This window comes from Nocardioides sp. AX2bis, assembly GCF_902506435.1.
GTDB lineage: Bacteria > Actinomycetota > Actinomycetes > Propionibacteriales > Nocardioidaceae > Nocardioides.
The window spans coordinates 1808359-1831266 of sequence record NZ_LR733215.1; the positions used below are offsets into that span (position 1 = coordinate 1808359).

Annotated in this window: 15 protein-coding genes and 1 pseudogene; 13 read left to right on the top strand and 3 right to left on the bottom strand. The window is 73.8% G+C overall.

Annotated elements, in window-relative coordinates; all coding sequences use genetic code 11:
- Position 1: 1 nt before the first annotated feature.
- The 5 genes and pseudogenes from GV155_RS08665 (at position 2) to GV155_RS08685 (ending at position 6396) form a co-directional block, all read left to right on the top strand.
- On the top strand, positions 2 to 862 hold the full coding sequence (locus tag GV155_RS08665) for a carbon-nitrogen hydrolase family protein (protein WP_160007145.1): 861 nt from the start codon (positions 2 to 4) through the stop codon (positions 860 to 862).
- Complete coding sequence (locus GV155_RS08670) at positions 859 to 1995, top strand: MSMEG_0565 family glycosyltransferase (protein ID WP_236554184.1); 1137 nt, start codon at positions 859 to 861, stop codon at positions 1993 to 1995. The genes GV155_RS08665 and GV155_RS08670 overlap by 4 nt, the downstream gene beginning before the upstream one ends.
- Positions 1996 to 2049: 54 nt before the next feature.
- Positions 2050 to 2868: pseudogene (gene dapA / locus GV155_RS08675) on the top strand (4-hydroxy-tetrahydrodipicolinate synthase); the annotation flags it as partial.
- Between the two features lies 1 nt (position 2869).
- Positions 2870 to 4540 carry a ribonuclease J gene (locus tag GV155_RS08680; RefSeq protein WP_236554186.1) on the top strand — a complete coding sequence of 557 codons (1671 nt, stop codon included), beginning with the start codon at positions 2870 to 2872 and terminating at the stop codon, positions 4538 to 4540.
- Positions 4541 to 4641: 101 nt separating this feature from the next.
- Positions 4642 to 6396 (top strand): sensor histidine kinase, encoded by a 1755-nt coding sequence (locus tag GV155_RS08685; protein WP_160007146.1) that lies wholly within the window; start codon positions 4642 to 4644, stop codon positions 6394 to 6396.
- 106 nt (positions 6397 to 6502) lie between these two features.
- Here the strand turns inward: GV155_RS08685 and GV155_RS21035 are convergent, their stop codons facing one another.
- On the bottom strand, positions 6503 to 9532 hold the full coding sequence (locus GV155_RS21035) for a M4 family metallopeptidase (RefSeq protein ID WP_160007147.1): 3030 nt from the start codon (positions 9530 to 9532) through the stop codon (positions 6503 to 6505).
- 391 nt (positions 9533 to 9923) lie between these two features.
- On the opposite strand from GV155_RS21035, the gene GV155_RS08695 reads away from it, so the two are divergent.
- The gene (locus tag GV155_RS08695; protein ID WP_201300112.1) at positions 9924 to 12593 is read left to right on the top strand and encodes an FtsK/SpoIIIE family DNA translocase; all 2670 of its coding nucleotides are present in this window, start codon (positions 9924 to 9926) and stop codon (positions 12591 to 12593) included.
- The gene (locus GV155_RS08700; protein WP_160007149.1) at positions 12590 to 14359 is read left to right on the top strand and encodes a helix-turn-helix domain-containing protein; all 1770 of its coding nucleotides are present in this window, start codon (positions 12590 to 12592) and stop codon (positions 14357 to 14359) included. Before GV155_RS08695 ends, GV155_RS08700 begins: the two co-directional genes overlap by 4 nt.
- 201 nt (positions 14360 to 14560) lie before the next feature.
- Here GV155_RS08700 and GV155_RS08705 read toward each other — a convergent pair whose 3' ends face one another.
- A complete protein-coding gene (locus tag GV155_RS08705; protein ID WP_236554189.1) occupies positions 14561 to 15283 on the bottom strand; it encodes a response regulator in 723 nt (240 codons plus the stop codon).
- Positions 15280 to 16926 carry a sensor histidine kinase gene (locus GV155_RS08710; protein WP_201300113.1) on the bottom strand — a complete coding sequence of 549 codons (1647 nt, stop codon included), beginning with the start codon at positions 16924 to 16926 and terminating at the stop codon, positions 15280 to 15282. The genes GV155_RS08705 and GV155_RS08710 overlap by 4 nt, the downstream gene beginning before the upstream one ends.
- Before the next feature lie 186 nt (positions 16927 to 17112).
- Here GV155_RS08710 and GV155_RS08715 point away from each other — a divergent pair, with 186 nt between their 5' ends.
- The 6 genes from GV155_RS08715 (at position 17113) to pgsA (ending at position 22816) form a co-directional block, all read left to right on the top strand.
- Entirely contained in the window at positions 17113 to 18147 is a 1035-nt protein-coding gene (locus tag GV155_RS08715) for a Bug family tripartite tricarboxylate transporter substrate binding protein (protein ID WP_160007153.1), read from the top strand.
- Positions 18144 to 18674, top strand: a complete 531-nt coding sequence (locus tag GV155_RS08720) for a tripartite tricarboxylate transporter TctB family protein (RefSeq protein WP_160007155.1) — start codon at positions 18144 to 18146, stop codon at positions 18672 to 18674. Before GV155_RS08715 ends, GV155_RS08720 begins: the two co-directional genes overlap by 4 nt.
- On the top strand, positions 18674 to 20224 hold the full coding sequence (locus GV155_RS08725; RefSeq protein ID WP_160007157.1) for a tripartite tricarboxylate transporter permease: 1551 nt from the start codon (positions 18674 to 18676) through the stop codon (positions 20222 to 20224). Before GV155_RS08720 ends, GV155_RS08725 begins: the two co-directional genes overlap by 1 nt.
- A complete protein-coding gene (locus tag GV155_RS08730) occupies positions 20221 to 20673 on the top strand; it encodes a universal stress protein (protein WP_160007159.1) in 453 nt (150 codons plus the stop codon). Before GV155_RS08725 ends, GV155_RS08730 begins: the two co-directional genes overlap by 4 nt.
- Positions 20674 to 20747: 74 nt before the next feature.
- Positions 20748 to 22193 (top strand): 30S ribosomal protein S12 methylthiotransferase RimO, encoded by a 1446-nt coding sequence (gene rimO / locus GV155_RS08735; protein ID WP_160007161.1) that lies wholly within the window; start codon positions 20748 to 20750, stop codon positions 22191 to 22193.
- Positions 22190 to 22816, top strand: a complete 627-nt coding sequence (gene pgsA, locus GV155_RS08740; RefSeq protein WP_160007163.1) for a CDP-diacylglycerol--glycerol-3-phosphate 3-phosphatidyltransferase — start codon at positions 22190 to 22192, stop codon at positions 22814 to 22816. Before rimO ends, pgsA begins: the two co-directional genes overlap by 4 nt.
- The last annotated feature ends 92 nt before the right edge of the window (positions 22817 to 22908 follow it).

Consider the following 22908-nt stretch of genomic DNA (forward strand, 5'->3'; position numbering starts at 1 on the left):
CGTGCCCGCGCTCCGGATCGGCGCGGTCGCGGGCCACTTCGGGAGGGACGTGGGCAGGGCCCTGGACAAGGTGGAGGGCGTCGTCGGCGCCGCCCGCCAGGCCGGGGTCGGGCTGCTGGTCCTGCCCGACGCCACGCTCGGCGGCTACCTCTCGGACCTGCGCCGGCCCGACCCCGACTCGCTGCCGCCCGGTCTGTCCGAGGACGGCCCGGAGGTGGCCCGGGTGCGCGCCGCCGCCCGCGACATGGTGGTCTGCCTGGGGTACGCCGAGGAGGTCCCCGTCGGCGACCGGACCCTGCTCTACAACGCCGCGGTGTGCGTGCACGGCGACGGCGTCCTGGGCCGGCACCGCAAGGTCCACCAGCCGGCCGGCGAGGCGCTCGTCTACGCCGCCGGCGACACCTTCCGCGCCTTCGACACCCCGGTCGGCCGGCTCGGGATGCTCATCGACTACGACAAGACCTTCCCCGAGACCGCGCGCACCCTGGCCCTCGGCGGAGCGGAGACCGTCGCCTGCCTGTCCGCGTGGCCGGCCTCGGTCACCGACCGCGCCTCGAGGCTCCCGCGCGATCGCCAGGCCCGGCTCTTCGACCTGTACGACCAGGCCCGCGCCGCGGAGAACCAGGTCGTGTGGGCGTCGTCGAACCAGACCGGCGTGACGGGCGGGCTGCGGTTCCTCGGCCAGGCCAAGGTGGTCGGTCCGGGCGGTGACGTCCTGGCCCGGACCGGGGCCAAGGGCGGCCTGGCCGTCGCCGAGGTCGATGTCGCCGCCGAGGTCGCGCGCGCCCGCCGCGTGCTGCACCACCTCGACGAGCTCGTGCCCGCCGCCTACCGCGCGTCGGCAGCGGAGGTGCGCCCGTGATCGTCTCCGGCCCGGCCGTCGGCACCACACCGCCCCGGGTGGCCCTGCTGACCTACTCCACCCGCCCCCGCGGCGGGGTCGTCCACACGCTCGCGCTGGCCGAGGCGCTGGTCGCGCTCGGCGTCCGCGTCGACGTGTGGACCCTGGCCCGCGGCGGTGACGCCGCGTTCTTCCGCCCGGTCGACCCGAGGGTCGGCGTCCGCGCCGTGCCCTTCCCCGAGGTCGCCGACGAGACGGTGGGGGAGCGGATCGTGCGATCGATCGCCGTCCTCGGCGACGTCTTCGACGCGGCGCGGGAGGCGTACGACGTGGTGCACGCCCAGGACTGCATCTCGGCCAACGCCGCGCTGCCCTGCGTCCGCACGGTGCACCACCTCGACACCTTCACCACCCCCGAGCTGGCCGCCTGCCACGACCGCGCCGTCGCGGCGCCGAGCGACCTGGTCTGCGTGTCGGCCGCGGTGGCCGGCGAGGTGCGCGACGGGTGGGGCCGCGTGGCCACCGTCATCCCCAACGGCGTCGACGCCGCCCGGTTCGCGGCCGGGGCCCAGGACGCCGCCGGCCGGTCGCGGTGGGCCGACCGGCTCGGTCGCTACGTCCTGGCCCTCGGCGGCATCGAGCCGCGCAAGGCCAGCCTCGACCTGCTCGAGGTGTACGCCGCGCTGCCGCCCGACCTGCGCGCCACGCGCCGGCTCGTCCTCGGTGGCGGCGAGACGCTCTTCGACTACCGCGACTACCGCGCGGCCTTCGACCGGCGCTGTGCCGAGCTCGGCGTCGAGCCGGTCGTCCTCGGCACGCTCGGCGAGGACGAGCTGCCGGCGCTCGTGGCGCAGGCCGACGTGCTGGCGATGGTCTCGACCAAGGAGGGGTTCGGGCTGGCCGCGATGGAGGCGCTGGCCGCGGGCGTGCCCGTGGTCGCGCGGGACCTCCCGGTGCTGCGCGAGGTCCTCGGCGACGCCGTCGCCTACGCCGCGGACCCGCCGGGCACCACCGCGGCGCTGACCGGGGTGCTGGCCGGGGTGCTGTCCGCGCCGCCGGACCCGGCGCCGGGACGCGCGGTGGCGGCGTCCTACACCTGGGACCGCGCGGCGCGCGCGCACCTCGTGCTCTACGAGCGGCTGCTCGGGCGATAACGTGCCGCCATGACCTCCACCCCCGCGGCCCCGTTCGGCAGGGTCCTCACGGCGATGGCCACGGCGTTCGACGCGGACGGCGGGGTCGACCTCGAGGGCACCGCACGGATCGCGGTGCACCTGGTCGAGCACGGCCACGACGGCGTCGTCGTCTCCGGCACCACGGGGGAGTCCCCGACGACCACGGTCCGCGAGGACGGCGCGATCCTGGCTGCGGTCAAGGACGCCGTCGGCGACCGTGCCGTGGTGGTCGCCGGCGTCGGCACCAACGACACCGCCCACTCGGTGCAGCTGGCCCGCCAGGCCGCCGAGGTCGGCGCCGACGGCCTGCTGCTGGTCACGCCGTACTACAACAAGCCCTCGCCGGCCGGGGTGCTGCTGCACTTCCGCAGCGTGGTCGAGGCCACCGACGTGCCGGTGATGCTCTACGACGTGCCCGGGCGCACCGCCACGACCATCTCGATGGACGTCTACGAGCAGGCGATCGCCTGGGACCCCGTCGTCGCGGTCAAGGACGCGACCGCCGACCTCGCCCGGGGGCTGCGGCTGCGGCAGCTCGGCTACGCCGTCTACTCCGGCGACGACGCCATGAACCTGGCCTGGCTGGCCCACGGCGCGGCCGGCGTCGTCAGCGTCGCGGGCCACGTGGTCGGCGAGCAGCTGGCCGAGATGGTGCGCGCCTTCCACGCCGGCGACCCCGCCCGCGCGCTCGAGCTCCACGCCGCCATGCAGCCCGCGGTCGACGCCGTGATGGGGCCGGCCAACTACGGCGCCACCACCGCCAAGGCCGCGCTCGAGCTGCTCGGCGTCCTGGACAACCGCCGCGTACGACCCCCGCTGGCCGCCCTCGACGACGACGAGATGTCCGCGCTGCGTGCCGGGCTCGAGGCCGCCGGGGGTGAGCGCAGGCGGCCTCCGTGTCGTCCCGCTGGGCGGCCTGGGCGACATCGGTCGCAACATGACCGTCTTCGAGCACGAGGGACGTCTCCTCCTCGTCGACTGCGGCGTGCTCTTCCCCGAGGAGCACCAGCCCGGGGTGGACCTGGTCCTGCCCGACTTCTCCTGGATCCGCGACCGCCTCGACGACGTCGAGGCGCTGGTGCTGACGCACGGCCACGAGGACCACGTCGGCGCGACGCCGTACCTGCTGCGCGAGCGTCCCGACATCCCGCTCGTCGGCTCGCGGCTGACCCTGGCGCTGCTCGAGCCCAAGCTGCGCGAGCACCGGCTGCGCCAGAGCGTCCAGCACGTCGTCGCCGAGGGCGACACGATCTCCTTCGGCCCCTTCGAGCTCGAGCTGGTCGCGGTGAACCACTCGATCCCCGACGCGCTCGCCGTCGCGATCCGCACCACCGCCGGCCTGGTGCTGCACACCGGCGACTTCAAGATGGACCAGCTGCCCCTCGACGGCCGGCTCACCGACCTGCGCGCCTTCGCGCGGCTGGGGGAGGAGGGCGTCGACCTCTTCCTCACCGACTCCACCAACGCCGAGACCCCGGGCTTCACCACGGCGGAGACCAGCATCACCCCGGTGCTCGACCAGGTCTTCCAGCAGGCGCAGGGCCGGCTCGTGGTGGCCTGCTTCGCCTCCCACGTCCACCGCGTCCAGCAGGTCCTCGACGCCGCGGTCGCCCACGGACGCAAGGTCGGCTACGTCGGCCGCTCGATGGTGCGGAACATGGCCATCGCCCGCGACCTGGGCTACCTGCGGGTCCCCGAGGGCGTGGTCGTCGAGGCCAAGGAGCTCGCCGGCCTCCCGCCGGAGCGTCAGGTGCTGGTCTCCACCGGGTCCCAGGGTGAGCCGATGAGCGCGCTCAGCCGGATGGCCCAGGGCACCCACCAGCTCGTGCAGGTCGGCGAGGAGGACACGGTGGTGCTGGCCTCCAGCCTGATCCCGGGCAACGAGACGGCGGTCTACCGGGTGATCAACGGGTTGGCCGGGCTCGGCGCGCGGGTGGTGCACCAGGGCAACGCGCTGGTGCACGTCTCGGGTCACGCCAGTGCCGGCGAGCTGCTCTACTGCTACAACATCGTCCGCCCGCGCGCCGTCATGCCGGTGCACGGCGAGGTCCGCCACCTGCGCGCCAACGCCGAGCTGGTGCGGCGTGCCGGGGTCCCCGACGTCGTCGTGGCCGGGGACGGCGTGGTCGTCGACCTGGTCGACGGACGCGTCGACGTCGTGGGCCGGGTGCCCTGCGAGTACGTCTACGTCGACGGGTCCTCGGTGGGGCAGGTCACCGAGGCCGACCTCAAGGACCGCCGGATCCTCGGCGAGGAGGGCTTCCTCTCGGTGGTGGTCGTCGTCGACCTGGCCCGGGCCGCGGTGCTGGCCGAGCCGGAGGTGCACGCGCGGGGCAACGCGCTCCAGCACGTCGACCTCGGCGACGTCCGGGCGGAGGTCGTCGCCGCCCTGACCGGGGCGCTCGCGGACGGCACGACGGACGTCCAGCAGCTGCAGCAGGTGCTGCGCCGGACGCTGGGACGGTGGGTCAGCCGCACCCACCGCCGACGTCCGATGATCGTGCCCGTCGTGGTCGTCGCCTGACCGGTCGCGCCAAATACCGCCCGCGGCCGCGTCCCGGTGCCTAGACTCCGGTGTGCCACCTGGTCCGTCGGCGGTCCAGATCACTCTCGGGAGTCCGTTCCATGAACGTCGCTGCGTCGTCGCGACCGGAGGTGCTGACCCGTCTCTACCGGCTGATGCAGCGTGTCAACGCCTCGCCGGACCTCTCCGAGGTGCTCGACGAGATCGCCCACGGCGTGGTGGAGGTGCTCGGCTTCGGGGTGGCCGCGATCTCCCGGCTCGACGGCGACACGCTGGTGATGACGAACGTCGCGGCCCCGGGGCACGTGCGTGACCTGCTGCTGGGGCGGCGGACACCGGTGGCCTCGCTGGTCAACGAGTTCGACCTCGCCGACGAGTGGGGCGTGCTGCGCTTCCTGCCCCACGACCGGCTCCCGGCCCCCCTCGAGGAGGCCGCCTGGGTGCCCGACCTCGAGCCCAGCCCGGTCGAGGGGGCCTGGCACCCCCTGGACACGCTGTACGCCCCGCTGTGGTCGGCCACCGGCCGGCTCCTGGGCAACATGTCCGTGGACCTGCCCGCCGACGGCATGGTGCCGGCCGAGCTCGAGCGCGAGCTGCTCGAGATGTTCGTGGTGCAGGCCGGCCTGGCGATGGACAACGCCCAGCAGCGCGAGCGGCTGGCCGTCCAGGTGCGGATGGGCGAGGTCCTCAGTGCGGCCTCCGCGGCTGCCCGGCTGGCCGACCTCGACCTGACCCTGGAGGGTGTCGGCCACGCCGTGGCGGAGGGGTTCGACGTCGAGGAGGTCGCCATCCGCTGCGTCACCTCCGGCGACCTGGAGCGGCTCGAGGACTCCCACTTCTTCTCCACCCACGCCGGTGGCTCGATCGGCCTGGCCAGGGTCGCGGCCGGGATCGCGGTCGGTGCGGCACGCTCCGGCCACCCCGCCGTGCTGGGACCGGCCGAGCTCTCACGCGTCTCGGGGCTGGCCCGGGAGAAGTGCGACGCCACCGTGCTGCTGGCCCCGGTGGGCGAGCGCGAGGCGTCGGGCTACCTGCTGGTGGCACGTCGGCCCGGGTCGAGCACCTGGAGCGATCTGGAGCAGGAGACGGTCGGCGAGATCGGGCGGCTGCTGGGCCGGGTGGTCCTGGACGCCCGCGTCCTCGAGCGCGAGCGGCACCTCGTCGGCGAGCTCCAGGAGCTCGACCGCTACAAGGGGGAGCTGATCGCCACCATCTCCCACGAGCTGAAGACCCCGTTGAGCTCGATCGTCGGGCACGCCGAGCTGCTCACCGACCTCGACACCGGCATCGGCTCGGTCGAGGCGATCGCGCGCAACGCGCGACGGCTCGACCGGCTGGTGCAGAACCTCCTGGACTACTCCGCCCTGCAGGAGTCGCGGGTCCACGTCCCGCGCCCGGTCGACCTGCGCGCGCTCGCCGCCGCCAGCGTCGAGCTGATCGCGGTCCAGGCCGAGCGCGGGGGACTGGTGCTCAACCTCGACGTGCCCAGCGACACGGTGCCGGTCGACGCCGACCCCGACGAGCTGGGGACCGTGGTCGACAACCTGCTCGGCAACGCGGTCAAGTACACCCCTCGCGGTGGCGAGGTCACCGTGGGCGTGGGGTCCGACGAGGCCGGCGGGGTCTGGCTGGAGTGCACCGACACCGGTCTCGGCATCTCCGTCGCCGACCAGGTGCACCTGTTCTCCGCCTTCCACCGCTCGACCAACCCCGAGGCCCTGTCGCTGCCGGGCTCGGGGCTGGGACTGGCCATCTCGCGGCGCATCGTGCACCTGCACGGCGGGCGGATCATGGTGCGGTCCGACCTCGGCGCCGGCAGCACCTTCCGGGTCTGCCTGCCCCGCGGGCGCGGCTGAGTCCCACCGCCCCGGGCGGCGACCACCCGAACGGCGAGGGCCCCGAACGGCAAGGGCCCCGCCGGACGATCGTCCGGCGGGGCCCTTCCTGGTGCTGGAGCTGAGGTCAGCGGCGCACGACGCGCACCGTGAACTCGTCCGAGCTGCTCTCCTGCAGCTCGTCACCCACGAAGGTCGCGGTCATCGTGCGCGACCCGGCCTTCGCGAAGCGCTTCCTCGACTCGATCAGGGCCACGCCGTTGTCGTTCAGGCGACCCTGGCCGACGGTGGCGTCCTTGAACATCAGCTGGACGGGACCGGTGGGGACGGTGTCGCCGTCGGCGGCGACCTTCACCTTGGCCACGAACGGCTTGCCGGTACGCACCGGCTGCGGGATCGTCCGCTTGAAGGTCGTCGTGGTGGCCGTGGGCTCCACCGGGACCTCCTCGCAGAGCGAGACCGTGATGTTGTCGACGTTCCAGCCGAAGAAGCTGGCGCCGCCGCACCCGTCGCGGCCCATCGCGAAGCGGACCTGGATGGTGTCGCCCGGCGCGACGCCGGCCTCGCCCAGGTCGACGACCGAGGTGCCCCAGCTGCCGAACACGGTGCCGCCGTCGGTGCCGGTGAAGCCCGGCTGGCCGGCGAGCGGGTTGGTGTTGCCCTCCTCCACGGTCGAGATCTGGTCGGGGGCGTTGAAGGCGAAGGCGTCCGCCGGGACGGGGGCGAACTCGCCGCCGTCGACGGCGACCTGCACGTTGCCGCCGTCGTAGCCGACCTCGGTGGCGACGTAGTGCTCGAACGACATCCGCGGCGTGGTGCCGTCCGCGGGCAGCTCGATGTCACCGCTGGTCATCCAGTCCACCGAGGAGATGTCGGTGGGGGTCCCGGAGCAGTCACCCTCGTCCGGGCCGGGGGCGAAGGCCACCGTGGACTCGTGGTCGCCGCGGTAGGTGCGGGTCGTGGTCCAGGGGAAGGTCTCCCCGCCGTAGACGTTCTCGCCCTCGAGGGTCCAGGCGTCCAGGCCGTTCTCGAAGTCCTCCGAGAACACCTCGGTGCCGGTGAAGCCCTCACCGCAGGTGCCCGGGTCGCCCGGGGCGAGCAGCGGCTCGAAGTTGCACTTGTCGGTCGGGTCGAGACGCAGCTCGACGGCCTGGGCCATCGCCGCGACCTGGGCGCAGTCGTCGGCGGTGATCTTGTCGACCGCCCGGGCCGCGTCGTTGGGCGCGGTGGACAGCTCGTTGATCGCCTTCCCGGTCAGGTCGGCGCACGAGGCCTCCAGCGAGTTCGCGTGGTCCACGAAGTCGCTGGCCGGCGTCTGGTAGTCGAGCATCGCCTTGTAGTAGATGTTCAGCGACTTGTCGAGGCCGAGGCCGTCGACGGCGACGCCGTTGTAGGTGCCGCCGTCCACGAGCAGGGAGTAGCCGCGGTTGACCACGCCGGAGTTGGAGTGCACGCCGCCGTTGTCGTCGGTGGAGCACTTGTACTCGGCGTCGCTGACCTTGCCCGGGTCGCCGTAGCAGGTGGGGCTCCACATGTCGCGGATCGCGCCGCCGAAGGCGGTGGACTTCTCACCCACGAGCCAGCGGAACGAGCTGGTGCGCTCGCCGCCGGCGTCCTTCATGGTCACGTTGACGGTCTCGCCGCCGGTGAGGGCGGTACGGATGGCCTCGCGGTCGGTGAGACCGATCGAGACGGTGGTGACCAGGGTCTGGTCGTCGCCGGACATCCCGATCGGGGCGTCGTCGCGGTTGCCGATGATCAGCGCGGCCGCGCCCTCCTCGGTGGCCATCTCGGCCTTCTCGGTGAAGGCGCACAGGCCGCGGTCGACCAGCACGACCTGGCCGGTGACGTCCTGGTCGTAGGGCGAGCAGCCGTCGAGGGCGGTCCCGCCGCCCGCCTCCACGGCGTCGGTGGGGGCGACGACGTCGCCGGTGATGCCCTGGGCGGTGAGCTGCTTGCCGAACGACGCGCCGCCGGTGAGGCAGTCACGGGCGATGGAGCTCGGCGAGTTGATCGTGAGCACCGGCTTGGCCGGCGAGTTGGTGGAGCACGTGTCGACCGGGCGCGGGGAGGTGATGTCACCCTCGCCCTCGTCCTCGCGACCGTTGATCAGGTCGAGGGTCTCGCCGAAGACGTCTGAGTAGCCCTCGTTGAGCGCACCCGGCTGCCACTGGTAGATCAGGCCGTGGGTGTACTCGGTGTAGGCGTGGCCCCACTCGTGGGACACGACGTCGTCGGAGGTGACGCCGTCGCAGTAGTTGGTCGTCGTGCCGTTCCAGTTCGCGTTCGGGCACGAGATGGCGGGGTCGTTGTTGATGGTGCGCATCGTCGCGCCGGCGCCGTCGTAGCTGTCACGGTCGAAGGCGTTCTTGAACAGCCAGTACGACTCGCCCGTGGAGCGGACGAGGTTCTCCTGGTCCTGGTTCAGGTCGCCCGGCAGCGGGTCGCCCTCCTCCCAGACCAGCTCCAGGTTGCGGTCCTGGTCGGCCTCGTAGAGCTCGCGCTCGAGCGCTCCGTGGATCAGGGAGTAGCGGTTGAGGATCTTGCCGGTCTGCGCGTCGACGAAGACCATGTCGCGCACGTTCGCGTCGTTGCCGACCTCGATCGAGTACGCCAGCTCGTTCTCGCCGCCGGCGACGCCCTGGGCCAGGCCCGAGCGGTAGACCAGCAGGGAGGGGTCCTTGGCCTCGATGCCGGCGACCGAGCCGGCCTTGCCCTCGTCGTCGGTGGGCGGCTGCGCCTTGACCATCGCGACCGCGGCCCGACCGGCCTCGGCGGCCGAGAGCGCCGGGTCGGTGCTGAGGCCCTCGACCGGCACGAGCTCGCCGTTGACGGCGGTGAGGTCGCCCTGGTCGTCGAGGTGCGCCTTGAGCATGGAGCCGAAGACGGGGACACCGTCGTACTCCTGGGTCCAGGTGACGACGGTGCCCAGCTTGTCGCGGGTGACGCCCTCGCGCACCAGCTGCTCGCTCGGGGCACCGAAGGCCGGGGCGAACTCGTCGACGTAGGCCTCGGCCTTGGCCACGGCCGAGACCGCGGAGTCGGCGGCCGTGCCGGGCAGCAGGTCGCTGCCGGCGCCGGCGGCGCGGATGAAGCTGATCTTGCCGGTGGCGCGCTCGTCCGAGACCCGGACCTGGCCGCTGGCGTCGTCCTGCATGCGCTGGACGAGCGTGCGGTCGGGTGCGGTCGGTGCCGCGGTGGCCGTGAGCGGCGACACCGCCGTGAGCCCTGCCCCGAGAACGGCGAGGGCCAAGCCCTGCCTGAGGATCTTCACGTGTTGTTCCCTCCGAGTGGGTGTGGTGTGCGGTCCGGGGTCGCCGTTCCGCCAGTCGCACCCTAAGGACGGGGGAGGGATTGGTCCATACCTCTGCGTAACAAGTCGGTGTCACCCCGACGTCACCAGCGCGTCGACGCGACGACACCGTCGCGTGGTCGCCCTGTGGGGCCTCCGTGGACGGATCGGTGGTCCCGGGACCGTCCGACCGGTCCCAAGACACGCACTCCTGTGGTCCGTGGGACGCATGTGACGCAGAACTAGGGTGTCGACCATGGCGACCCGTACGTCTTCCCCGCCGGGGTCGCGGAGCAAGAGCACGTCCTCGTCCACGTCGACCAGCACCAGCCGGTCCACGAGTGGCAAGGGCTCCTCGACTCCTCGTACCCGGAGCACGCGGAAGCCCCCCAGCCCCTCCTCCCGCTCGACCTCCCGCTCGACCCCGAAGAAGCGGCCCGCCCCCCGTGCGGTCCGCTCCGGACCGAGCCCGGTCGTGCGCGTGGCAGGCGTCGGGGCCCGCGGGGTCGCGGCCACCTGGAGCGCGGTGGCCGGCGGCGTCGGCGCCGCCGCCCGCGGGGTCGGTCACACCGCCCGCGACCTCGAGCCCGAGCACCGTCGCGACGGAGCCGGCCTCGTCCTGCTCGGCCTCGCGCTGGTCTCGGCCGCCGCGGTCTGGTTCGAGGTGCCCGGTGGCGCGATGGAGCTGGCCCGCACCCTGGTCACCGGCAGCGTCGGGCAGGTCGGCTGGCTGGTGCCGCTGGCCCTGGTCGTCGCCGGGTGGCGCGTCATGCGCGACCCGGTCCGCAACGGCCCCGCCGGCCGGCAGGTCATCGGCTGGTCGGCGCTGTCCTTCGGCGTGCTCGGCGTCGTCCACGTCGCCGCCGGCGACCCGCAGCCGCTGGCCGGCGACACCTCGCCGCTGCGCCAGGGCGGGGGAGCGGTCGGCTACGTCGTCGCCTCGCTCCTGCTCGACCTGCTCCGTACCCCGTTCGTCGTGGTGCCGGTGCTGCTGCTGCTCTGCTTCTTCGGCGTCCTGGTCATCACCGCCACGCCGGTCTACCGGGTGCCCGAGCGCCTCGCCGACCTGCGCGACCTCCTCCTGGGCCGCGGCCCGGTCGACGAGGACGGCCTCGACGACGGCGCCCCCACCCAGCCGATCCGCACCCGCCGGACGGCCGCCGAGATCGACCCCGACGCGGGCGACCCGCCGTACGACAGCCCGGTCCTCTCCGACCGCGAGATCCGCAAGCGGGCGAGAAAGGCCGCGCCCGCGGAGGACGCGCCCTACGACGTCGACGCGGACTCCGAGGACACCCAGCTCGGGATGCCGCCCACCCCGGACGAGGCGCCGGCGGCGCGCACCCCGCGCCGCCGCCCCGCGCCGGCTCCGGACCCCGAGCCCGAGCAGGCCGAGCTCGTCCCGCCGCCGCACGCCGACCTGCCGGCCCGCGTCGAGCAGCTCGCGCTGTCCGGCGACGTGGTCTACAGCCTGCCGACCAGCGAGGTCCTCAAGCCCGGCTCGGTCCACAAGGCCCGCTCCAAGGCCAGCGACGCGGTCGTCGACCGGCTGACCCAGGTCCTCGACGAGTTCGCGATCGACGCGCAGGTCACCGGCTACACCCGGGGCCCCACGGTGACGCGCTACGAGGTCGAGCTCGGCCCCGCGGTCAAGGTCGAGAAGGTCACCGCGCTGAGCAAGAACATCGCCTACGCCGTCGCCTCGGCCGACGTCCGGATCCTCAGCCCGATCCCGGGCAAGTCCGCGATCGGCATCGAGATCCCGAACCTGGACAAGGAGATTGTCTCGCTCGGCGACGTCCTGCGCTCCAACGTCGCCCGCAACGACCACCACCCGATGGTCGCCGGGCTCGGCAAGGACGTCGAGGGCGGCTTCGTGGTCGCCAACCTGGCCAAGATGCCGCACCTGCTGGTGGCCGGCGCGACCGGCTCGGGCAAGAGCTCCTTCATCAACTCGATGATCACCTCGGTGCTGATGCGCTCCACGCCCGACGAGGTCCGGATGATCATGGTCGACCCCAAGCGGGTCGAGCTGAACGCCTACGAGGGCGTGCCGCACCTGATCACCCCGATCATCACCAGCCCGAAGAAGGCCGCCGAGGCGCTGGCCTGGGTCGTGCGCGAGATGGACCTGCGCTACGACGACCTCGCCAACTTCGGGTTCCGCCACATCGACGACTTCAACAAGGCCGTGCGGGCCGGCAAGGTCGAGCTGCCCGCGGGCAGCGAGCGGGTGCTCGCGCCGTACCCGTACCTGTTGGTCATCGTCGACGAGCTGGCCGACCTGATGATGGTCGCCCCGCGCGACGTCGAGGACGCGGTCGTACGGATCACCCAGCTGGCCCGGGCCGCCGGCATCCACCTGGTGCTGGCCACCCAGCGCCCCTCGGTGGACGTCGTGACCGGCCTGATCAAGGCCAACGTGCCGTCGCGGCTCGCCTTCGCCACCTCGTCGCTGGCCGACAGCCGCGTCATCCTCGACCAGCCGGGGGCCGAGAAGCTCGTCGGCCAGGGTGACGGGCTGTTCCTGCCGATGGGCGCCTCCAAGCCCGCGCGCATCCAGGGTGCCTGGGTGACCGAGGCCGAGATCGCCCAGGTCGTGGCCCACTGCAAGACCCAGCTGCAGCCGACGTACCGCGAGGACGTCACCGTCCCCGCGGCCGCCAAGCGTGACCTCGACGACGACATCGGTGACGACCTGGACCTCGTGGTCCAGGCGATCGAGCTCGTCGTCTCCACGCAGTTCGGCTCGACCTCGATGCTCCAGCGCAAGCTGCGCGTGGGCTTCGCCAAGGCCGGGCGCCTGATGGACATCCTCGAGAGCCGCGGGGTGGTGGGCCCCAGCGAGGGGTCCAAGGCCCGCGACGTCTTGGTCAAGCCCGACGAGGTCGACGGCGTCATCGCCATCATCCAGGGGGAACAGTGAACGACGTGCAGCTGATCGAGTCCGGGGTCGAGGACGGCCAGGGCCGTGCCGAGGTCGAGGTGCGCCGCCGCGGCGCGGTCACCGGGGCGGTCGGCGTCGCCGGCTGCATGGTCGCCCTGGCCTGGCTGGCGCGGGCGATGGCCTCGGGCGCGCCGCTGGACTGGGCGCTGTGCCTGGCGATGGGCGCGGTCGGGATCGTGAACCTGCTCGCCTTCGTCGACGCCCGCACCCCGGTGCTCGTGGCCGACGACCAAGGCGTGCGGGTGCGCCGCGGGCAGACCTGGCACGGCCTCACCTGGGACCAGGTCGACCGCGTCGAGCACCGCCCCCGCCGAGGGCCCGCCCGCGACGGCTCGCTGTCCTTCGTGGGCGCCGCCGCTGACGACGACCCGCTCACGGTGCCGCTGAGCCTGACCACCCGCGTGGTCGGCACCGACGACCTGCCCGGGGCCCTGCGTGCGCTGGCCGACGGTGCGACCGAGGTGGTCGAGCCCGTCGCCGAGCCGGTCGAGCCGGTCGCGGTGCAGGTCGACGAGGAGCCGGACGAGCAGGACGTGGCCGAGCACGACCTGGTCCAGGAGGACGACGACCAGGACGACGTGCAGGACGAGGCCCGCGAGGGCCTGGCCGCACGGCTGCGACGCTGGGTCGACGAGCGTCGTCCGGTGCGCGCCGAGCGCGAGGACGAGGACGAGGTTGCGGAGGGTGCCGGCGCCGGGGACACGGGTCGCCCGGGTTCCCGACGCGACGACGCGGGGCTGCCGGCACCGACGCCGACCGTGGTCGCCAGCAGCACGCCGCTGCCGTGGCGCGACCTGTCCAGCGGCACCCGTGCCGACGTGGTGCTCGGCGCGGCTGCGCTGCGGCTCGACACCTCCGAGACCGACGACGAGGACGACCGCCCCCGTCTGCCCGAGGCCCGCGAGCTGCGTCGCGACGGCAGCGTGAACCTGGTCGAGGAGACCTCGGTGTGGGGCGACCGGGTCCGCCCGATCGCCAAGCCCGGCGAGGCCGTCGCCCCGCTGGTCCTCGACGACTACGCACCGCTGCCGGTCGTCGACCCGGTGATCGGGCCCGAGCTCGCCGCGGCCCGTACCCGGCTGGGCCTCAGCGTCGACCAGCTGGCCGACCGCACCCGGATCCGCCCCCACGTGATCGAGTCGATCGAGGTCGACGACTTCGCGCCCTGCGGCGGCGACTTCTACGCCAAGGGCCACCTGCGCACCCTGGCCCGCGTGCTCGGCACCGACTCGGCCCCGCTGCTGGCCACCTACGACGAGCGCTACGCCGACGCGCCGATCGACGCGCGCCGGGTCTTCGAGGCCGAGCTGGCCACCGGCGCCGGCGGCTCGATCCGCGGCACCCGCGGCGGCCCGAACTGGTCGGTCCTGGTCGCGGCGGCGATGACCCTGATCCTGGTCTGGTCGGTGGCCCGGCTGGTCGTCGACCGCCCGGCCGACCTGGCCCCCCCGACGCCCCGGCTCAACAACAGCGGTGGCGTCGACAACGGTGCGTCCACCGGCACGGGCGCGGCGGTGCCGGTCGAGCTGACCGCCGCCGGGGGCGGTGCCCAGGTCACCGTGCGGAGCGGCTCGCAGGTCGTCTTCGACGACCAGCTGGCCTTCATGCAGACCATCCAGCTCGACGTCGCCCCGCCCGTCCGCATCGGCTCCTCCGACGGCGGCCTGCTGGTCACCGTCGACGGCACCGAGGAGGGCCCCCTCGGCGCCACCGGTCAGCAGGCCGAGGACGTCTTCGTCCCCTGACCCGGGGTGTCCCCGGCTCACCGACCGCCCCGTGCGCCCCACCTGTCCCAGGAATCCCCGCCTGAGCGGTGATCCCCGGTGTTCGCGTGCCTTGCAAGGCGCGCGAAGTCCGGGAATCCCCGCCCGAGCGGGGATTCCTGGGGCTACTGGGACTGCCGGTGCTGTCGGGGCGGCGTACGGGTGCTGGCCCGGTCAGCCTGGTCAGGCGCGGCGGTAGCGCCGCTCGGGGCGGCCGCTGCCGCCGTACTGCAGCCGCACCAGCGCCTGGCCGTCGGCCACGAAGTGCTCGAGGTAGCGGCGGGCGCTGACGCGGGAGACGCCGACCAGCTCGGCGCACTCGGCGGCCGACCGTTCGGCGCCGTCGTCCAGGGCGGCCAGCACGGTGCCGGCGGTCTCGCGGCTCAGCCCCTTGGGCAGCGGGGCCGGGGTGGTCCGCGCACCCGGTCCGAACGCCGCGTCGATCTGCTCCTGCGCGGGGCGCGAGGACCCGTCGAGCGCGGCGCGGGCCGCCCGGAAGGCCTCGAGGCGCCACAGCAGGTCGTCGGCCTCGAACGGCTTGACCAGGTAGTGCGCCGCCCCGCCGGCCACCGCGGCGCGCACGGTGTCGGCCTCGCGGGCGGCGGTCACCATCACCACGCCCACGTCGTTGCCGGTCGCGCGCAGCCGGCGCAGCACCTCGATGCCGTCCACGTCCGGCAGGTGGACGTCCAGCAGCACCAGGTCGGGCGCGAGCCGCTCGACCTCGGCCAGCGCCGCCTCGCCGGTCGCGACGACGCCGACCACCCGGAACCCGGCGGCCCGCTCCACGAACCGGGTGTGGATCGAGGCGACCATGAAGTCGTCGTCGACCACCAGCACGCTCAGCTCGCGCCCGCTCGACGGTGGTGGCGTCGGCGGGGGCGGCGGTGCGGCGGGGGTGCTCACGGGGTGACGTCCTCGAGGTCGGGCAGGCGCGCGGCGAAGACCGCGCCGCCCGCATTGTGCACCGCGACGGTCCCGCCGCGCCGCCCGCAGACGACCTGCACCAGCGCCAGGCCGACACCGCGGCCGCCGGCCTCGGACGGCTTGGTGGAGAAGCCCCGGTGGAAGACCTGCTCGCGGTCGCCCTCGGCGACCCCGGGGCCGGAGTCGGCGACCTGGACGACCACCACGGCCGGGCCCTCCGCGCCTGCCTCTTCGCGCCGCAGCAGCACCTCGACACGCGCGTCGGGGGCGGAGGCGACGGCGTCGACGGCGTTGTCGACCAGGTTGCCCAGCACCGTGCCGACGTCGGCCGACAGGTCGGCGCCGAGCCGGGGGAGGGCGGTGGCGGGGTCGAGGACCAGCTCGACGCGGCGCTCGGCGGCCAGGCTGGTCTTGGCGATCAGCAGGGCCGCCACGGCCGGGTCGTCGACCCGGGCCAGGACCCGGTCGCTGATCTCGGCGCGACGCCGGTTCAGGGTGCCGAGGAAGGCGCCCAGCTCGTCGTAGGCCTCCAGCTGGACCAGCCCCGAGATCGTGTGCAGCTGGTTGCTGAACTCGTGCGTCTGCGCCCGCAGGGTCCCGGTCACGCTCTCGCGGGCGCTGAGCTCGCTGCGCAGCGCGAGCAGGTCCGTACGGTCGCGCAGCGTGGTGATCGTGCCGATCCGCCGCCCGCCCGCCTCGACCCGGTTGCGGTTGGTCACCAGGGTGCGCCCGTCGACCACCAGCACCACGTCGAGCAGGTCCCCGGTGCCGGCCAGCACCTCGCGTACCGGCGGGGACACGTCGAGGTCGGCCAGCGCACGGCCCTGCGCGTCCGGCGGCAGCCGCAGCAGGTCGCGGGCGCTGTCGCTGACCACGGTCAGCACCCCGTCGTCGTTCACCGCGACCACGCCCTCGCGGATCGAGGTCAGCAGCGCCTCGCGCTGGTCGGCCAGGGCCGCGATCTCGGCCGGCTCCAGGCCGCGGGTACGGCGCCGGATCAGGCGTGACAGCAGCAGGGACCCGGCGAGGCCGAGGGCCAGCCCGCTGCCGAGCACCACCAGCACGTCCGTCCGGGTGGCCGACAACCGCTCGGTCAGCGGGGGATAGGTCTCGGTCACGACCGCGATGCCGACCTGTCGCGGGGGGCGGCCGGGGCGGTCGGGGGTGAAGGCGCGTGCCCCGCCGTAGACCGGCACCGCAGCGGCGATGGTGCGCGCCCCGCGGTCCACGAGGTCGCCGGTCCAGGTGCTGCCGCGCGTCGACGACCCGTCGCCCAGGACGAGCGTGTCCCCCTCGCGGGTCGGGTCGGTCGAGGCGAGCACGACCCCGACCGGGTCGGTGAGGTAGACGGTGGTCGCGCCGACGTCGTCCTGGCGCTGGGTGACGTAGAAGGCCAGGGAGCCCGTGGGCAGGTCGCCACGGCCGCGGTCCCGCGCGGCCAGCGCGTCCTGGACGGCGGCGGTGTTGGCCAGCACGGCCGCGCCGGCGCGCAGCCGCGCGCCCCGGGTGTCACGGAAGTCGGCGTCGCTCTGGCGCACCGAGACCACGCTCGTGACCGCGACGACCAGCACCAGCACGACCAGCTGCAGCAGCAGGAACTGGCCGGCGAGGGTCCGGGGCACCGGCACGCGTAAGCGCTCCGGGCGCGCGCGCCGGTCCCGCCCACCGGCGGTCCCCTCCACCCGCTCACCGCGTGACCACAACGTCCACAACCTCCTTTGCTTGCCTAATCGTGACGGCCGCCACAGCGTGCGTGACGATCGACACGTCCACTCGCTGCACCACCGTGCACCACCTCCGGGAGAGACATGTTCCCTGCACCACCGTCCCGCCGCCCCGCCGGGCGCGCCGGCCGACCTGCGCGACGCCGGCTGCGCGGCGCGGCCGCCGCGCTGGCGGCGCTGGCCCTGCTGACCTCCGCCTGCGGGGTGACCCGCGGCGACGACAGCGCGGACCTCGAGATGTGGATCCCCAACAGCCCGGGCGGCGGCTACGACCAGACCGGCCGGGCCGCCGTCGGCGTCATGGAGCAGGAGGAGGTGACCGGGGGCGACTTCCAGGTCACCAACATCCTCGGCGCCGGTGGTGCCGCCGCGATGACGCAGCTGATGAGCCAGGAGGGCAACGAGCGGATCCTGATGACCATCGGTCTCGGCGTCGTCGGCTCGACCTACTCCTTCGCCGCCGACGCGCGGCCCCAGGACGCGACCGCGGTGGCGCAGCTGATCGAGGAGCAGGAGGGCGTGCTGGTCCCGGCCGAGTCGCCGTTCGAGACCATCGACGACCTCGTCGACGCCTGGGTCGCGGACCCGTCGTCGGTCGTCGTCGGTGGCGGTTCGTCGCCCGGCGGCCCCGACCACCTCTTCCCGATGCAGCTGGCCGAGACGATCGGCATCGACCCCAAGGAGGTCCGCTACGTCACCTACGACGGCGGCGGGCCCCTGACCAGCGCCCTGCTCGGCAACAAGATCCAGGTCGGCTTCTCCGGCCTGAGCGAGTTCGAGGGCCAGATCGCCGCGGGCGACCTCCGGGTGCTGGCCGTCTCGGGCGAGGAGCGCCTCGACGGCGAGGCCGTCAGCGACGTGCCCACCCTGACCGAGTCGGGCATCGACCTGGTCTTCATCAACTGGCGCGGCGTCCTCGCCCCGCCGGGCATCTCCGAGGAGCGCCGCGACGAGCTGATCGCGTACCTCACCGAGATGCACGACTCCCCGGAGTGGCAGCAGACCCTCGCCGACAACGGCTGGATCGACGCCTTCCGCACCGGGGACGACTTCGAAGCCTTCCTGCTGGAGCAGGACGAACGCGTCGCGTCGACGCTCGAGGAGCTGGACCTGCTGTGAGCACCCACACCGAGGAACCCCGTACGGGCCCCGCGCCCGAGCCCGCGGGCGGGGTGGACAAGGCGCAGTACGGCCTGGCCGCGCTGCTCGTCGTGGTCGGCCTCTACACCGTCTACGACGCCACCACGCTGCGCGTCGGCTTCGGCGACCCGGTCGGCCCGCGCGCCTTCCCGTACGTCGTCGGCACCGTCCTGGCCGTGCTCGGCGTCCTGCTGGCCCTGGCCACCGCCCGCGGCTCCCGCGGGGAGCTGGAGGGCGGCGAGGACGTCGACCTCGCGCAGGGCTCGGACTGGGTCACCGTCGCCAAGCTGGTGGGGGTCATCGCCTTCACCATCGCCACCGTCGACCTGCTCGGCTGGGCGATCACCGGCGCCGTGCTCTTCGCCGGCGGCGCCTGGGCGCTGGGCAGCCGCACGCTGGTGCGTGACGTCATCGTCGGCCTCGTCCTGGCCGTCGGCAGCTGGTACGCCTTCTACGTCGGCCTCGGCATCCCGCTGACGCCCGGTCTGCTGGACGGGGTGCTCTGATGGGTGACTTCGACCTCCTGCTCGGCGGTCTGGCGGCCGCGGCCACGCCGGAGAACCTGATGTTCGCCGCGATCGGGGTCCTGCTGGGCACCTTCGTCGGCGTCCTGCCCGGCATCGGCCCGGCCATGGCCGTGGCGCTGCTGCTGCCGGTCACCTTCGGCCTCGAGCCGACGCAGGCGTTCATCATGTTCGCCGGCATCTACTACGGCGGCATGTACGGCGGGTCGACCACCTCGATCCTGCTCAACACCCCCGGCGAGTCCGCTTCGGTGATGACCGCGCTCGAGGGCAACAAGATGGCCAAGAAGGGCCGAGCCGCGCAGGCCCTGGCCACCGCGGCCGTCGGCTCGTTCGTCGCCGGCACCATCGGCACCCTGCTGGTGGCCTTCTTCGCCCCGCCGCTGGCCAAGGTCGCCGTCGAGATCGGCGCCCCGTCGTACTTCGCGATCATGGTGCTGGCCCTGGTGATGACCACCGCGGTGCTCGGCTCCTCGGTCCTGCGCGGGTTCGTCGCGCTGTTCCTCGGCCTCACCATCGGGCTGGTCGGGCTCGACCCGAACACGGCCCAGGCCCGGATCAGCCTCGGCCAGGCCCAGCTCATCGACGGCCTCGACATCGTCGTGGTCGCGGTCGGCATCTTCGCCCTCGGCGAGGCCCTCTGGGTCGCGGCCCACCTGCGACGGACCCCGCTGCAGATCGTCCCGGTCGGGCGCCCCTTCATGGGCCGCGCGGACTGGGGCCGCTCGTGGAAGCCGTGGCTGCGCGGCACCGCGCTGGGGTTCCCGTTCGGCGCGATCCCCGCCGGCGGCGCCGAGCTGCCGACCTTCCTGTCGTACGTGACCGAGCGCAAGCTGGCCAAGAACGACGAGTTCGGCAAGGGCGCCATCGAGGGCGTCGCCGGTCCGGAGGCGGCCAACAACGCCTCGGCGGCCGGGATGTTCGTGCCGATGCTCGCCCTCGGCCTGCCGGTCACCGCGACCGCGTCGGTCATGCTCGCCGCCCTGCAGGGCTACGGCATCCAGCCCGGCCCGCAGCTGATGACCGACCAGGCCGACCTGGTCTGGACGCTGCTGGCCAGCCTCCTGATCGGCAACTTCCTGCTGCTGGTGCTGAACCTGCCGCTGGCGCCGGTCTGGGCGCGGCTGCTGCGGATCCCGCGTCCCCAGCTCTACGCCGGCATCCTGTTCTTCGCCTGCCTCGGCGCCTACGCCACCAACCTGGACCCGTTCGACATCGGTCTGCTGCTGGTCTTCGGCCTGCTCGGGCTGATGGTGCGTCGCTTCGGCCTGCCGGTCCTGCCGCTGATCCTCGGCGTCATCCTCGGCCCGCTGATGGAGGAGAAGCTGCGCGAGGCGCTCTCGCTCTCCGACGGCGCCTGGAGCGGGCTGCTCGCCGAGCCCCTCGGGATCGGCGTGTACGTCCTGATCGGTGTGCTGGTCGTCCTCCCGCCGCTGCTCAAGCGCCGGGCGGCCGCCCGCGGCACCACGCCGCTGGACCTGGCCCACCCGACCGACCCGACCGACCGTGACGAGGAGAGGGTGTCCCGATGAGCACCGACAACACGCAGCCCGGCACGACACCCGGCACGGCCCCCGGCCCGGTCGTGGTGGCCTGGACGCCCGACGAGTTCGGCGCCGTCGCCCTGGAGCACGGCCTGGCCGAGGCCGCCGACCGTGGCAGCCGCGTGGTCGTGGTCAACGCGACCAAGGGCGACGCGCTGGTCGACCCCCGCTACGCCTCCGACGAGGCGGTCGGCCGGCTCCGCGAGAGCGTCGCCGGCCAGGACGTGGAGGTCCGCCAGTCCACCGGGGCCGACGTCGCCGAGCAGGTGCTCGCGGTCGCCACCGAGGTCGGCGGGTCGCTGGTGGTGCTCGGGATGCGCAAGCGCACTCCGGTCGGCAAGCTGCTGATGGGCAGCGTGGCCCAGCGGGTCCTGCTCACCGCGGACTGCCCCGTGCTGGCGGTCAAGCCGGGCCAGTCGACCCCGGCACGCGGCTGAACGTCACACCGGGGGACCGGCCCGCGGGGCGTGGGTTCGGCCCCGGCGGGGTGGGCGCGCCATACTTGGCGACGATGACGACGCCCACCACCGCCCCCGCGGTCGCCCCTGACCCGCCGGCCGACGAGCAGGAGCTCCACGCCGTGGCCGTGGTGACCCTCGGCTGCGCGCGCAACGAGGTCGACTCCGAGGAGCTGGCCGGCCGCCTCACGCAGGGCGGGTTCCGGCTGGTCTCCGACCCCGCCGACGCCGACAGCGTCCTGGTCAACACCTGCGGTTTCGTCGAGGCCGCCAAGAAGGACTCCGTCGACACCCTGCTGCAGGCCGCGGACCTGAAGGAGAACGGCCGCCCGAGCACCGTCGTCGCGGTCGGCTGCCTGGCCGAGCGGTACGGCGCCGACCTCGCCGAGTCGCTCCCCGAGGCCGACGCGGTCCTCGGCTTCGACGACTACCCCGACATCGCTGCGCGCCTGCGCGGGATCGTGGCGGGGGAGCGGCCCGCCGCGCACGTCCCGGCCGACCGGCGCCGGCTGCTGCCGATCAGCCCCGTCGACCGGGCCGCCGCGGCCCCGGCCCGGGTCGAGCGCACCCGCCTGGAGACCGGCCCGCTGGCCTCGCTGAAGCTCGCCAGCGGCTGCGACCGGCGCTGCACCTTCTGCGCCATCCCGTCCTTCCGGGGCAGCTTCGTCAGCCGCCGGCCCAGCGACGTCCTCCACGACGCGCAGTGGCTGGCCGGCGAGGGCGCCCGCGAGCTGTTCCTGGTCTCGGAGAACTCCACCTCCTACGGCAAGGACCTCGGCGACCTGCGCCTGCTCGAGTCGCTGCTGCCGACGCTGGCCGCGACCGACGGTGTCGAGCGGGTGCGGGTCTCGTACCTCCAGCCCGCCGAGACCCGGCCCGGGCTGGTGGAGGCGATCGCGACCACGCCGGGCGTGGCGCCGTACTTCGACCTGTCCTTCCAGCACGCCAGCGCCACGGTCCTGCGCCGGATGCGACGCTTCGGCGACCCCGAGTCGTTCCTCGGGCTGCTCGAGCAGGTGCGTTCCCACGCGCCGCTGGCGGGGATCCGCTCCAACGTGATCGTCGGCTTCCCCGGCGAGACCGAGCAGGACCTCGAGACGCTCACCGACTTCCTGGTCGCCGCGCGCCTCGACGTCGTCGGCGTGTTCGGCTATTCCGACGAGGACGGCACCGAGGCCGAGTCCTTCACCGACAAGCACGACGAGGACGAGGTCGCCGCGAGGCTGGCCCACGTCACCGACCTGGTCGAGCAGCTCACGGCCCAGCGCGCCGAGGAGCGCCTCGGCGAGGTGGTCGAGGTGCTCGTCGAGCACGTGGCGGTCGAGGACGGCGAGCTCGTCGTCGAGGGCCGCGGCGCCCACCAGGGCCCCGAGGTCGACGGGCTCTGCCGCGTCGAGGACCACTCCGGCGACCTGCGCGTCGGCGACCTGGTCACCGGCACGGTCGTGGCCAGCGAGGGCGCCGACCTCGTCGTGGCCTCCGCGGGGACGGTGCGATGAGCACCACCACGCCCCAGGTCAGCAACTGGAACCTGCCCAACGCGCTGACGACGTTCCGGATCCTGATGGTGCCCTTCTTCGCCTGGGCGCTGCTCGTCGACGGCGGCGACTCCGTGCTGTGGCGCTGCGTGGCGTGGGTGCTGTTCGCGGTCGCGATGATCACCGACAAGATCGACGGCGACATCGCCCGGGCGCGCGGCCAGGTGACCGACTTCGGCAAGATCGCCGACCCGATCGCCGACAAGGCCCTGACCGGGATGGCCTTCATCGGGCTGTCCATCCTCGGCGACATCTGGTGGGCCGTCACCGTCGTGGTCCTGCTCCGCGAGTGGTCGGTGACGCTGCTGCGCCTCTCGGTGCTCAAGCGGGTGGTGATCGCCGCGGCCGACCTGGGCAAGTGGAAGACCACCTTCCAGGCGCTCGCCCTGGGCGGGCTCTGCCTGCCTCTGCGCGACACCGACCTGGCCGGCTGGCTCCAGACACCGGGCGAGGTCCTCTTCTACGCCTTCCAGGCCTGCCTCGTCGTGGCCGTCGCGCTCACGCTGTGGTCGGGCTACGAGTTCTTCCGCGGGGTCTGGCAGCAGCGCCACGAGCTCCGCGGGCCGCGCGCCGCAGCCCACTGAGCGGCCCACCGGGCGGCCGACCGGGCGGCCCACCGAGCGGCCCGGGCGGGTCAGTCGTTCACACAATCGTTGCCTAGATCGACGTTCCCGCG